Origin of the sequence: Butyrivibrio hungatei DSM 14810 (assembly GCF_900143205.1) — a bacterium.
GTDB lineage: Bacteria > Bacillota > Clostridia > Lachnospirales > Lachnospiraceae > Butyrivibrio > Butyrivibrio hungatei.
This window is the reverse complement of sequence record NZ_FRDH01000003.1, coordinates 294,057-308,832: the sequence shown is the minus strand read 5'-3', so window position 1 is coordinate 308,832 and position 14,776 is coordinate 294,057. Positions and strand designations below refer to the sequence as shown.

Below are 14,776 nucleotides of genomic sequence, written 5' to 3'. Positions count from 1 at the left end.
TATTCTCTCCGGCTAAAATTTTGATAACTGGCATTGGCGTCGCAGATAGCAACTCACACGGAGTGATTCTATGAAAAAGAAAAGATCTTTTAAACAATGGATAAAAAGTAGAGATGGACAGCAGGTTCTTGTAATGTTCGCATTTATGGTAGTGCCACTTCTTCTTTTGTTCGTATTCACATATTTACCCTTTGGTAAGATGTTTGGATTTAGTTTTTACAATATGAAATATGTTGGAGCCCGCAAATTTGTAGGACTCAAGAATTATATAAAAGTATTCCAAAGAGATGACTGCTTTGGAGCATTAAAACTCAGCCTTTACTACATGCTCGGATCAGTGGTTCAGCTGGCTCTGGCCTTGTATCTTGCCACGGTCTTAAGCTTTAAGGTAAAGGGCGGTAATATTTTCAAGGGCTTTATGTTTTTTCCATTTCTTATAAATGGTATAGCCATAGGTTTTATCTTTAAATTCTTCTACACAAGAGGTTTTGTGTTCGACACAGTTCTTCAGTGGTGTGGATTTCAGCTTGATAACCTACCATACTGGCTCAAGGACCAGAGAGTCAACAACTTCTCACTGGTAGGCACTTCTGTGTGGAGATATTTTGGCCAGAACATGGTCTTGTTCATTGGGGCAATTATGTCTGTTGACTCAGAATTGTATGAAGCGGCAATGCTTGATGGAGCTAACAGATTTCAGCAGTTTAAATACATCATTATGCCAAGTATAAAGACAATCATCACCCTTAACGTGATCCTTTCTATTACAGGTTCACTTAGTGCTTTCGAGCCACCATATGTTATTACAGATGGTGCGAATGGAACAGGAACTTATTTCATAGTAATGCATGAGATCGCTCATACACAGCAAAAGGTAGGTCTGGCATCTGCTATGGCTATCGTCCTTCTCATGATCATCTTCTTTGTGACTATTATGCAGAAGTTATTCTTTAAATATGTATTTAGAAATGCAGAGGATGAAGATCCAAGAGCAGCAGTCAGAAGGCAGAAAGCCATTGCAAGAAGTATCAAAAAGCAGGAAAGAAAGTCAGCACTTGGAGGTAAGTAACATGAATATCTTAAATAAAATAGGTAGAATATTGCTTACAGTAGCTAAATATCTATCTCTCGTATTTTTTGCATTTGCGGCTGTACTTCCGGTAGTATCTTGCTTCATCACTGCATTCAAGACAGATACTGAATATCAGACCACAAACGTAATGACAATGCCACAGAGCTGGCTATATTTCGATAACTTCGTGCAGGCCTTCAAAAAAGCAGGAATGGCAAGGGCTTTCATGAATTCAACCATTATCCTGGTTTGCGTTTTATTTTTTTCAGTAATGATCGGAACACAGCTTGCTTATGTACTTAACAGATTCAAATTCTTTGGTAATACCGTGATCAGAGCGCTGTTTCTTTTTGCGTCTCAGCTTCCGGGCGTAGCTATGCAGATCGCAGTATATGAGATCATGTACAATCTTGGTCTTATCAATTCACTTGCAGGTTACATCATTATGATGTGCGGAACAGATATCATTGCAATCTATATCTATATCCAGTTCTTTGAGAATATTGATTATTCCCTTGATGAGTCTGCAATCATTGACGGTGCCAATTACTTTACGATCTTTTACAAAGTTCTTTTCCCGCTGCTTAAACCGGCTATTGTTACAAGCTGTATTTTGAAGGGGGTAGGAACATACAACGAGTATTATTGTGCAAGTCTTTATCTTCAGGACAAAAAGAAGTACGCAACAGTAGCAACATCACTGTATACCTTTGTAGGCCCTCTTGGCAGCAAGTATAACCTTATCTGTGCAGGTGTTATCATTTCACTTCTTCCAGCTCTTATTGTGTTCATACTCTGCCAGAAGCAGATCTATTCAGGACTCACAGCAGGCGCAGTTAAGGGATGATCAGTAAAAAAGAGGTAAAAGAAGTGGTTACAGAAGTAAAAAATCATTTTGTTAATGGTATAATACCTTTTTGGAAAGGTCTAAGAGATGACGAATTTGGCGGCTATTACGGGTATCTTGGATACGACCTTGATCTTGATAAAAAAGCTGTTAAAGGATGCATTTTAAATAGTAGGATATTGTGGTTTTTCTCAAGTGCATATACACTTTTAAAGGATGACTCTTTATTGGAAGAGGCCAGACATGCCTATGAATTTTTAGCAAAGAGCTTTTTTGACAAGGAAAATGGCGGAGTTTTCTGGTCGCTTACCTATGATGGTAAAGTGGATGACCCCACCAAACACACATACAATCAGGCTTTTGCGATCTATGCGCTGTCAGCGTATTATGAGGCTTCTATGGATGTTAAGGCTCTGGACCTTGCAAGAAACATCTTCAGCACTATTGAGACTAGATGCAAAGATGATAAGGGCTATCTTGAAGCTTCTGATCGTAAGTTTAACAGGATCAGCAATGACAAACTCTCTGAAAATGGAGTAATGGCTGACAGGACTATGAATACTCTTTTGCATGTTCTTGAAGCCTATACCGAGCTCTACAGAGTAGGAAGGGATAGAGAAGTCAAAAGAGTTCTTGAAAAGATCTTAGATCTTTTTGCCACAAAGGTATACAACAAAGAACTTCACAGGCAGGAAGTGTTCTTTGATGATGAGTATAATTCGATCCTTGATCTTCACAGCTATGGTCACGACATAGAAACATCGTGGCTTATAGATAGAGCTGTTGAAGTTATTGACGATGAGGAGCATAGTCTTAGTAAGAGGATAACACCGATCACTAAAGATCTGGCCCAACAGGTCTATGACGTTGCTTTTGATGGACACTCTCTTGCATATGAATGTGAAAAGGGTGTTGTAAATGAAAACAGAGTTTGGTGGGTACAGGCTGAGACAGTTGTTGGCTTTGTAAATGCCTACCAGAAATCAGGTAATTCAGAAGATAAGTTTTTGGATGCTGCAAAGAGTTGTTTGAATTTTATTTTTTCCTATGTAATAGATAAAAGAAAAGGTTCCGAGTGGTTCTGGGAAGTTAGCAAAGATGGTAAGCCTGCAGCAGATCTGCCAATTGTTGATCCGTGGAAATGTCCATATCACAACGGCAGGATGTGCATTGAGATAATAAAAAGAATGGAGTAAAAGAGATGATACACCCAAAGTACAATGAGCTTTTAAAAAGCCAGGAAGAACTCATTACAAGACCAAACAAAAAAAGTGACTTTTACAACGGAATCTATGACAGGTATGAGAATCCGGTTCTGACAAGAGAGCATGCTCCTCTTTTTTGGAGATATGATCTTAATGAAGAGACAAACCCATACTTTATGGAGAGACTTGGCATCAATGCGGTCATGAATTCAGGTGCTATCTATTTAGATGGCAAGTACTACCTTGTGGCCAGAGTAGAAGGGGCTGACAGAAAATCTTTTTTTGCAGTTGCAGAAAGTGACAAGGGAACAGAAGGCTTCAGATTCTGGGACTATCCCGTTGTACTTCCTGATACAGTAGCAAATGAAACAAATGTATATGATATGAGACTTACTCAGCATGAAGATGGCTATATTTACGGTGTATTCTGTTCTGAGTCAAAAGATACAAAGAATGCCGATCTTTCAGCTGCAGTAGCTGAGGCTGGTATCGTTAGAACAAAAGACCTTAAGACATGGGAGAGACTTCCAAACCTTATAACAAAGCGCTCTCCACAGCAAAGAAACGTAGTTCTTCATCCTGAGTTTGTAGATGGCAAGTATGCTTTCTACACAAGACCTATGGATGACTTTATTGAGACTGGAAGTGGAAGCGGTATTGGATTTGGACTTTGTGATGATATTGAACATGCAGTTATCGATGAAGAGAAGATGACCTCAATTCGCAGATATCATCAGATCACAGAAGCCAAGAACGGTGCAGGTGCTGTTCCTATCAAGACTGAGAAGGGATGGATCCACATTGCTCACGGTGTTAGAAATACAGCAGCAGGTCTCAGATATGTTATTTACGCATTTGCAACTGACCTTAAGGATCCTTCTAAGGTCATCGCAGAGCCATCAGGTCTTTTGATAGGACCAAGACAGGGCGAGAGAGTCGGAGACGTTAGCAACGTGGTATTCACAAACGGCGCCATTGTTAATGAAAAGAATGAAGTATTTATCTACTATGCTTCATCAGATACAAGACTTCATGTAGCTACAACAACGATCGATAAGCTCATGGATTATGTATTCAACACACCACAGGATCCTGGCAGGAGCCCTGACTGCGTAAAACAAAGATGTGAGCTTATTTCAAAGAATCTTGAACTTTTAGGTAAATGAAAAGGAGAATGAAAAAATGTCTAAGTATAAGATGATCAGTGAACCATTAAAGAACATTCCATGGCAGGAAGGCCCAGAGAAATTCGAGGGAGCACCTGTTTGGAGATACAAAGAGAACCCTATTATCGGAAGAAATCCAGTTCCTGGTGTTGCCAGAATCTTCAACAGCGCTGTTATGCCTTATGAAGGAAAATTCATCGGCGTATTCAGAGGAGAGCAGACAAACGGTATTCCTTACATTTATCTTGGACACAGTGAAGATGCTATTCACTGGGAGTTTGAGACTGAGAAGATTCCTTTCATCGACAAAGAGGGCAATCCTTTCATGCCAAGATATGCTTATGATCCAAGACTTGTAAAGGTTGAGGATACATACTATATCATTTGGTGCCAGGATTTCTACGGAGCTTCTATCGGAATGGCTAAGACACAGGACTTCAAGACTTTCGAGAGACTTGAGAACCCATTCATTCCATTTAACAGAAATGCAGTTCTTTTCCCTAGAAAGATTAATGGCAAGTACATGCTTCTTTCAAGACCTTCAGATAGCGGACATACACCTTTTGGTGATATCTTCCTTTCTGAGAGTCCAGATATGGAGTACTGGGGACATCACAGACATGTTATGGAACGTTCACCAGAGTGGTGGGAGTCAGTTAAGATCGGCGGCGGAGCTGCTCCTATTGAGACAAGCGAAGGTTGGCTTATGTTCTATCACGGTGTAAGCAGCACATGTAACGGTTTTGTTTATTCTATCGGTGGTGCGATCCTTGATATCGACAATCCTTCAAAGGTTAAGTATCGCTGCGAGACATTCATCTTAACTCCGGAGGAGTGGTATGAGGAGAGAGGATTTGTTCCTAACGTTGTATTCCCATGCGCAACACTTCACGACAGTGAGACTGGCAAGATCGCAATCTACTACGGCGCTGCTGATAGCTACGTAGCCCTGGCCTTCACAAGACTTGACGACATTATTGACTACATCAAAGAGCACTCTGTAGTGCGTGAGAGTGATACAGAGCTCGGAATCAGATAAGGAAAAACTATGATAGCGTTTGATAAAACAAAGGCTATAGCAAATCATGGTGACATGACAAGGCTTTCTAAACTCTTTAGAAAGCTTGAAGAAGGCGAAAAAACTACCATATGCTTCCTTGGGGGATCCATCACCCAGGGAAGCCTTTCTTCTTTGCCCACAACTTGCTATGCCTACAAGACATATGAGTGGTTTAAAGAGACATTTAAGGAGGCAGACATTACCTATGTAAATGCAGGTGTCGGCGGAACAACTTCAGCCTTTGGTGCTGCAAGATGTGACAGAGACGTACTTGCGCATGATCCCGATCTTGTGCTTGTTGAGTTTTCTGTCAATGACGAGTGCAATGAATATTTTTATGAAAGCTACGAAGGGCTCATCAGAAAGCTTCTTTATAGCGACGCTAGACCAGCTGTAGCTTCATTATTTAATTTCTTTTATCAGGATGGCAAGACTGCAGAGAGGATACATTCCAAGGTTGCCAGATACTACGGCATTCCTGCAGCATCAATGCATGGTGCTATCTACGAGGATATCTTATCAGGCAAGATCGAGGATGTTCAGACTCTTTCTCCTGATGGACTTCATCCAAATGACACAGGACATGACCTACTTAGTAGGGTATTAGCTAATCTCTTTGGCTCTTTATATGAAGAATACAAGGGTAAAAGAGATGAGATATTAGCTGATGGTGATGATGAAAAGGAACTTGCGCCACTTACTGTTAATTCCTTTGAATCAGCAAAGAGAATAGACAACAGGGTTTTTGAGCCTGAGCTTAAAGGATTTGTAACAGATACTTCAGTTCAGAAGGATGTCACAGATTGTTTTAAAAATGGGTGGCTTGGTTCAAAACAAAATGATAAGATAGTTTTTGAATTTGATGGAGAGAACGAATGCACTGGAATAGCCATCCAGTATGACAAGACTATGAAGCGTCCGGCTCCTGTTGTTTCGGCTATAGTTGATGGCAATGAGTCAGAGAAGATCATAATAGATTCCGCATTCGATGAAACTTGGGGAGACCTACTTGATATCAAACAGATCTTTTTGCATGGAGATAAGGGACCTCATAAACTCGAGATCGAAGTTATAGATGACAAAAACGGTGAGGCAGTGCCATTTAACCTGGTATCAGTCATCATTACCAAATAATTATTAGATTGGAAGTAAAGCTATGTTCAGAAATGACTTTATATGGGGAGTTGCTACCAGCTCTTACCAGATTGAAGGAAGAGATGCAAATGACGGCGCAGGACTCAATATCTGGGACGACTTTGTCAAAAAAGGGACTATTGTCGATGGCTCAGATGCTGATGTGGCATGTGATTTCATCCATAGATACAAAGAAGACTTTGCTATCATGCGTATGATGGGAGTTAAGGCTTACAGATTTTCTATCAGCTGGAGTAGACTTATTCCTGATGGTATTGGCGAAGTTAATCAGAAGGCAGTTGATCTGTATAGAGATATGCTTATCTGCATGAAAGAAAATGGTATCAGACCTTTTATGACTCTTTTCCACTGGGAATATCCACTTGCACTTGAAGAAAAGGGGGGCTGGGTTAACCCAGAGAGCTCAAAGTGGTTTGAGAGATATGCTGAGGTAGTAGGTGAGAACTTCGCAGATCTTTGTGATGATTTCATTACATTTAATGAACCTCAGTGCACGATTGGCCTTGGCTATGTAAGAGGATATCACGCTCCTGGCAAGAAGCTTCCGCTTAAGGATACTCTTTTTGCAGCACATAATCTCTTGAAGGCTCATGGCCTTGCTGTTAAGGCACTTAGGAGACTTGCTCCAAATGCCAAGATTGGATATGCTCCAACATGCGGCGTGGCTTATCCAAATACTGATTCACCAGCTGATATTGAGGCTGCCAAGAAGAGATACTTTGGCTTTGATGAGGATAAGGGCAATTGGGCATGGAATGTTACGTGGTTCCTTGATCCTGTTATATTTGGCAAATATCCTGAGGATGGAATTGAACTCTTTAAGGATGATCTATTCGAAATCACGAAAGAAGATCTTGAACTTATCAATCAGCCTATAGACTTCATTGGACAAAATATCTATAACGGATATCCAGTAAGTGCTGGAGAAAATGGTGAGATTGTTTATGCTGACAGAGACAGAGGCTACAATCAGACTGCTATGACATGGCCTGTTACTCCATGTGCACTTTATTGGGGACCTAAGTTCCTCTACGAGAGATATGGCAAAGATATTCTTATTACAGAGAATGGTATGGCTGATTGCGATATCGTGGCTCCTGACGGAGGCATTCATGACGGCAGCAGGATAGCATTCCTTGATCAGTATATCAGTGAGCTTCAGAGGGCAGCAGATGAAGGTGCTTCTATCATGGGATATTTCCATTGGAGCTACTGCGATAACTTTGAATGGGCTGATGGATATACTAAGAGATTTGGACTTGTTTATGTTGATTATCCAAGTCTTAAGCGTACTATCAAGGATTCTGGCTTTTGGTTTAAAAAGGTTATGGAGACAAACGGAGCAAATCTTTCTATTAATAATAGTTTTAAAGAACCAATTTTCCTTGCACCTCATTTTACTCATAATATCTGGGGCGGAACTAAACTTAGAGAAGTCTTTGGATATGATGTTGAAGGCGACGATATTGGAGAGTGCTGGGGAATTTCAGCTCTTAAAGGCGGTGCAGCTGTAGTTAAGAGCGGTCCATATAGAGGAATGGGACTTGATGAATTATATGATAGCCATAATGAGCTCTTTGGAACTCATCATGACAGATTCCCACTTCTTACCAAGATAATTGATGCAAAGTCTGATCTTAGCATTCAGGTTCATCCAGATGATAAGTATGCTGCAGAGCATGAGAATGGTTCTCTTGGCAAGATGGAGTGCTGGTATGTACTTGATTGCGACGATGATGCAAGTCTTGTTGTAGGACATAACGCAGCTACAAGACAGGAACTCTGCGATATGATGGATCAGGGCAAGTGGAATGACCTTATCAGAGAAGTTAAGATCTCTAAGGGTGACTTCATTCAGATCAATCCTGGCACAGTTCATGCTATAAAGGGTGGAGTTGTTGTCCTTGAAACACAGCAGAACAGTGATATCACTTACAGACTTTACGATTATGACAGGCTTTGGAATGGCGCCAAGCGTGAACTTCACGTAGATAAGTGTAAGGACGTCATTACAGTTCCTGCAACAGATGTATCAGCAGCAATCGTGCATGATACAGATAAGGCGCAGGGCATAAGACTTCTTAATAGCTGTGAATATTACAATGTATCAAGAGTAAATGTTACTTCTGAACTTGAAATTGATGTAAATGAACATTACATCTTGGTATCAGTAATTGAAGGTGATGGACTTATTGGAAGCCATCCTATAAAGCTTGGTGATCACTTCATTCTTCCTGTAGGATACGGCAAAGCTGTATTTAGCGGCAAGATGAAGCTTATCGTATCATCAGAGGCGTGAGATGAATCTAGGCTGAACTTGCTTTGGGCACTGTGTAGGCCTGTAAGTGTGCTTGCCTTGCTTAATACTACTTTATAATAAAGAAAAGACTGGTCAACCCTGCGCAGGCGCACTGCTTCGCAGCTTCGGGGTGTGACTAGTCTTTTCTTTATTATATAAAGTAGCTAAGCAAGGCAAGGCATTAGTGAGCGTCTCCGTCGCCACGGTTTATAGGGGCAAGAAGAACTTGCGGAGAGAAAAATTACCTGCAAGTTAACTCAAATAGTAAATGCAGGTAAGAAATAGAGGGTTGAGAAAGATTTGCGGAGAGAAAAGTTACCTGCAAGTTAATTAAAAGAGTAAATGCAGGTAAGAAATGCAGGGGTGAGGAAGATTTGCGGAGAGAAAAGTTACCTGCAAGTTAATTCAAAGCGTAAATGCAGGTAAGAAATGCAGGGCTGAGATAGATTTGCAGGGGAAAAAGTTACCTGCAAGTTAACTCAAAGCGTAAATGCAGGTAAGAAATGCAGGGCTGAGATAAACTTGCGGAGAAAAACATTACCTGCATAGACACCATGAGCCGTGATGCAGGTAATGGTACCCAATTCTGTAGCGGCATAGACGCTCACTTATCCCTTGCTCGGCTTAACTACTCTTTATCAGAAGGAAAAGACTAGTCAACCCCGAAGCTGCGAAGCAGTGCGCCTGCGCAGGGTTGACTAGAACTTTTCTTCTGATAGAGTAGTATCAAGTCGAGCAAGCCCCTGGCAACATAGTAGCAAGCCGAGCAAATATACCCCTTTAACCCACAATTCAAATCTAGGTAATTTTGCATATTTTTAGTCTCAATAGGAAAATTTTGTTATCACAAAATTAGTCTGTACTTTTTATGACAGCCTTGTTATAATTGGTGAGGAATTGGGAAAGGAGAGTGTCTTTTATGATGGAGAACGATCGTACTTTCAATGAGAACAGTATAGAAGATATTGTTTCCAGGTATCGTCCAGAAGTTGATAAATTGATGCCACATCTTCATTGGCTCAAGGAAAATGCCAAGCATGAAGTTGCTCAGAGCTATTCCAATAGTGACCTTAAATCTATGCCTTTTCCTATTTATGATTCCAATCTTCTTGCCTTTGTAAAGGCAGCGCAGAGTACTAATCTGCTAGATCGCAATTATGTCTATGTATACACAAGGAACCGTCTTGCTAACGCAAAGGATGAGATCTTATTCATCCAGAACGCAGAGATCAAAGATATGGACGACCTTGCTGGTATTCTTTCCAAGTATATCCTCTCAGGAATGACCAAAGGTACTGTTTGGGCAGAGGGTGTATATAATGGAGTTTTATACATGGTAGTTAACAAAATGGATGAACTTTTGAAAATGTGGTCTGTGAAAGTCTGACGAGATAATATCGAGTCTGATTTGAATGTGTTCTGCCAGGGAACATGAGGCAGAACTTCCTTGATTACTGTAGGTTTGGGGAAGAGATTTAATGGGAGAGAAGTCAGAGAAAAAGAAACAGTATATCCTTGACAAAGCCAGGGAAGTTTTTTCTGAAAAAGGCTTCAAGGATGTTACCATGAAGGACATTGTAGATGCCTGTGACATTAGTCGCGGGGGTCTTTATCTCTATTTTTCCAGTACGTCAGAATTATTTCTAGAAGTTCTATCCGCGGACGTCCACGAGGACGACGAAGAGGCAGTTGGAGCAGCACTTTCCGGTAATGCTTCCGCTGGCGATATGTTAGCTCTTTTCCTAAAGGAGCAGAAAAAAGAAATACTCAGGAAGAAGAATAATCTCACTGTCGCTACATATGAATATTTTTCCGTTAATAAAGTATCGGCAAAAGAAAATCCCCTTAAAGAAAAATTTGATACAGCTGTTAGAATAGTTGAAAAGCTTATTGAAAATGGAATTGACAGTGGTGAGTTCTATTGCGAGAATCCTATTGGATGTGCTCGTAATCTTATGTATGTTGTAGAAGGGCTCAAGATCACTGCTAATACTATTGGTATTACAGAAGAGGCCATTGATAGAGAATTAATGTTCGTATTAGAGGGATTAGTGCCCGATGAATCAAATAGTTAGTATTAATAAAGAGTGCTTATTTAAGAGCACTCTTTATTTTAAATACAAATCACAAAATATCAGAAATGAGGAGATATTATGAGCAGTGTAAAACGAATCTATGTTGAAAAGAAAGCCCCTTTTGCAGGCAAGGCAAAAGAACTAAAGTCTGAGATCTCGGGCTACCTTGGCGTAAAAAGCGTAAGTGACGTCAGAATATTCATTCGCTATGATGTAGAAAATGTTTCAGAAGATGTTTTTGAAAAAGCATGCACTACAGTTTTTTCAGAGCCTCCTGTAGATATTCTCTACAGAGAAAACATTGAAATCCCTCAGGGCGCACATGTTTTTAGCATAGAAGCTCTTCCAGGACAGTTCGATCAGAGAGCTGATTCTGCTGAGCAGTGTGTTCGCTTTATTAAAGGTGACGAGGAACCGGTTATCAAAACTGCTGTTACATATATGATCATGGGAGATGTCTCAGATGAGGACCTTTCCAAGATCAAAGATTATACAATGAATCCGGTTGATTCAAGAATTGCTGCAGAGAGCAAGCCAGAAACACTTGTAACAAACTATGAAGATCCAGAAGATGTAAAGATCTTCGATGGTTTCATCAACATGTCTGAAGCAGAGCTTAAGAGTCTTTATGAGTCACTTGGACTTGCTATGACATTCAATGATTTCAAGTGGATACAGGAGTACTTCTCTGGGGATGAGAAGAGAGATCCTTCCATGACAGAGATCAGAGTTCTTGATACATACTGGTCAGATCACTGCCGCCATACAACTTTCGGAACAGAGCTCAAGAATGTAGAGTTCGGCGAAGGCGATTACAAAGCTCCTATTGAGAATACATACAATGAGTACCTCTCAGCCAGAGATACCCTTTATCAGTCAGAGGATAAAAAGAAAGAGAAGTTCATTTCTCTTATGGATATTGCCCTTATGGGTATGAAGAAGCTCAAGAAAGATGGAAAGCTCACAGACATGGAAGAGTCTGAAGAAAACAATGCCTGCACAGTTGTAGTTCCTGTAGACGTAGACTACGGCGATGGAGTTAAGACTGAGAATTGGCTTGTATTTTTCAAGAACGAGACACACAACCACCCAACAGAGATCGAGCCATTCGGTGGCGCTGCTACTTGCCTTGGCGGAGCAATCAGAGATCCACTTTCAGGAAGAGGATATGTATATCAGGCTATGCGTGTAACTGGCGCAGCTGATCCTACAGTTCCTGTAGCAGAGACAATGAAGGGCAAGCTTTCACAGAAGAAGCTTGTTAGAGGCGCTGCTTCTGGTTATTCTTCATATGGTAACCAGATCGGACTTGCAACTGGCTATGTAAAAGAGGTATACCACCCAGGTTATGTAGCTAAGAGAATGGAGATCGGTGCAGTAATGGGTGCAGCTCCACAGGAGCATGTTATCAGAGAAAGCGCTGATCCAGGAGATATCATTATCCTCCTCGGCGGAAGAACAGGTAGAGATGGCTGCGGCGGAGCAACAGGTTCATCAAAAGCTCATGATTCAAAGTCACTTACAACCTGCGGCGCAGAGGTTCAGAAAGGTAATGCCCCTACAGAGAGAAAGCTTCAGAGACTCTTTAGAAGACCTGAAGTTAGTGAACTTATAAAGAAGTGTAACGACTTTGGAGCAGGCGGAGTTTCAGTAGCAATCGGTGAGCTTGCACCAGGTCTTGATATCAACCTTGACCTTGTGCCAAAGAAATACGCCGGCCTTGATGGAACAGAGCTTGCAATCTCAGAGTCACAGGAGAGAATGGCAGTTGTTGTTGCTCCTAAGGATGTTAAGCAGTTCCTTTCATACGCAGCAGAAGAAAACCTTGAAGCTGTAGAGGTTGCAGTAGTTACTAAGGAGCCTCGCCTTGTTTTGAGCTGGAGAGGCAAGAAGATCGTAAATATCAAGAGAGCATTCCTTGACACAAACGGAGCTCATCAGGAGACTTCAGTAAAGGTTGAGATACCTTCTAAGTCAGACAACTACCTCGAGCAGATTGCTTCTGATAAGGTAAAAGAAGCTCTTTCAAAGGGAGACGTAAAGACAGCCTTCAAAGAGACACTTTCAGATCTTAATGTATGCTCACAGAAAGGCCTTGTTGAGATGTTCGACTCCTCAATCGGAGCAGGCTCAGTTCTCATGCCTTACGGTGGAAAGTATCAGCTCTCTGAGACACAGACAATGATCGCTAAATTACCAGTTCTTTCTGGAAAGACAGATACAGTAACTATGATGAGCTATGGCTTTGACCCATATCTTTCAAGCTGGAGCCCATATCACGGAGCAGCTTATGCCGTAACAGAGTCTGTATCAAGAATCGTTGCAAGCGGCGGTGATTACAAGAACCTCCACTTCACATTCCAGGAGTACTTCAAGAGAATGACAGAAGATCCACAGCGTTGGAGTCAGCCATTTACAGCACTTCTCGGAGCATTTGAAGCACAGCTTCGCTTCGGAATTGCATCAATCGGTGGAAAAGACTCTATGTCAGGATCCTTCAATGAGATAAACGTACCACCTACACTTGTATCTTTTGCAGTAGATGTTGCTAAGCTTTCAGATGTGATCACACCTGAACTCAAGGCTGCAGGCAACAAGCTTGTACAGTTTAAGCTTCCAAGAGATAACTATGATCTTCCTGATTATGACAAGGCTATGGAGCTCTATAGCCAGATCACAGAGCTCATGAGAAATGGAAAGATCGTATCTGCATACGCTGAGGACGCATACGGACTTGCTGCAGCAGCAAGTAAGATGGCATTCGGTAATGGCCTTGGAGTTGCATTTAGTGATAGCCTTAAGGCAGAAGAATTCTTCAAGAACGATATCGCAGACATCATTGCCGAGGTACCTGCAGAGAGCCTTGCTGATGCCCTTAAGGTTGCAGGTTCTAGAGAGGTTGGTACAGTAACAGCTGATGGAACCTTTACACTTGCAGGCGCTTCAATGTCAGAAAAAGAGGCACTTGATAGCTGGAAGAACAAGCTCGAGAAGGTATTCCCTTCAACAGTTAATGCAGAAAAAGATAAGGTAGACACAGGTCTTTTCAAAGCAGACAGTATCTACGTATGCAAGAATAAGGTTGCTAAGCCAACAGTATTCATCCCGGTATTCCCAGGAACAAACTGCGAATACGACAGTGCTCAGGCCTTTGAAAGAGCTGGAGCAAATGCTGAGATCAGAATCTTCAGAAACAGAAATGCATCAGATATCGAAGAATCTGTAGCAGAGTTTAAGAAAGCAATCAAGAACGCACAGATCATCATGTTCCCAGGTGGATTCTCAGCTGGTGACGAACCTGATGGAAGTGCTAAGTTCTTTGCAACTGCATTCCAGAATGCAGAGATAAAAGAAGCTGTAGAAGACCTCTTACAGAATAGAGATGGCCTTGCACTTGGTATCTGTAACGGATTCCAGGCTATGATCAAGCTGGGACTTGTTCCAAACGGCAAGATCACAGGCCAGACACCAGATTCACCTACACTTACATTCAATACTATTGGTAGACACATTTCCAAGATGGCTACTATCAAGGTAGTATCAAATAATTCTCCATGGCTTGCAGAGGCTGAGCTTGGCGGAGTGTACACAAACCCTGCTTCACACGGTGAAGGAAGATTTGTTGCTCCTGAGGATGTGCTTGATAAGCTCTTTGCAAATGGACAGATTGCAACACAGTACTGCGACCTTGATGGCAATATCACAATGGATGATGAGTGGAACATCAACGGATCATACAGAGCTGTTGAAGGTATCCTTTCACCTGATGGAAGATGCTTTGGTAAGATGGCTCACTCAGAGAGAAGAGGTAACGGCGTAGCAGTTAACATCTACGGAGAACAGGATCTCAAGATCTTTGAATCTGGAGTAAGATACTTCTCTTAATCATAGAAATAA

10 protein-coding genes are annotated in these 14,776 nt (G+C 41.4%); all 10 read left to right on the top strand.

From position 1 onward, the window contains the following. Positions 1-70: 70 nt before the first annotated feature. Entirely contained in the window at positions 71-1,069 is a 999-nt protein-coding gene (locus BUA02_RS01410; RefSeq protein WP_072700388.1) for a carbohydrate ABC transporter permease, read from the top strand. A gap of 1 nt (position 1,070) precedes the next feature. Next, positions 1,071-1,919 carry a carbohydrate ABC transporter permease gene (locus BUA02_RS01405; protein WP_072700386.1) on the top strand — a complete coding sequence of 283 codons (849 nt, stop codon included), beginning with the start codon at positions 1,071-1,073 and terminating at the stop codon, positions 1,917-1,919. Further along, complete coding sequence (locus BUA02_RS01400) at positions 1,916-3,115, top strand: AGE family epimerase/isomerase (protein ID WP_072700384.1); 1,200 nt, start codon at positions 1,916-1,918, stop codon at positions 3,113-3,115. Before BUA02_RS01405 ends, BUA02_RS01400 begins: the two co-directional genes overlap by 4 nt. A gap of 5 nt (positions 3,116-3,120) precedes the next feature. Then, positions 3,121-4,290, top strand: coding sequence for a glycoside hydrolase family 130 protein (locus tag BUA02_RS01395; protein ID WP_072700381.1), 1,170 nt, complete (start codon positions 3,121-3,123; stop codon positions 4,288-4,290). Positions 4,291-4,306: 16 nt separating this feature from the next. Continuing rightward, a complete protein-coding gene (locus tag BUA02_RS01390; RefSeq protein ID WP_071176623.1) occupies positions 4,307-5,329 on the top strand; it encodes a glycoside hydrolase family 130 protein in 1,023 nt (340 codons plus the stop codon). A 9-nt stretch (positions 5,330-5,338) separates the two neighbouring features. Further along, positions 5,339-6,484 carry an SGNH/GDSL hydrolase family protein gene (locus BUA02_RS01385; protein WP_072700379.1) on the top strand — a complete coding sequence of 382 codons (1,146 nt, stop codon included), beginning with the start codon at positions 5,339-5,341 and terminating at the stop codon, positions 6,482-6,484. Between the two features lie 22 nt (positions 6,485-6,506). Continuing rightward, a complete protein-coding gene (locus BUA02_RS01380; protein WP_072700376.1) occupies positions 6,507-8,804 on the top strand; it encodes a GH1 family beta-glucosidase in 2,298 nt (765 codons plus the stop codon). Between the two features lie 919 nt (positions 8,805-9,723). After that, entirely contained in the window at positions 9,724-10,191 is a 468-nt protein-coding gene (locus tag BUA02_RS01375) for a hypothetical protein (protein WP_083385907.1), read from the top strand. A gap of 91 nt (positions 10,192-10,282) precedes the next feature. Then, entirely contained in the window at positions 10,283-10,879 is a 597-nt protein-coding gene (locus BUA02_RS01370; protein WP_072700374.1) for a TetR/AcrR family transcriptional regulator, read from the top strand. A gap of 78 nt (positions 10,880-10,957) precedes the next feature. Then, positions 10,958-14,764 (top strand): phosphoribosylformylglycinamidine synthase, encoded by a 3,807-nt coding sequence (locus BUA02_RS01365; protein WP_072700372.1) that lies wholly within the window; start codon positions 10,958-10,960, stop codon positions 14,762-14,764. The last annotated feature ends 12 nt before the right edge of the window (positions 14,765-14,776 follow it).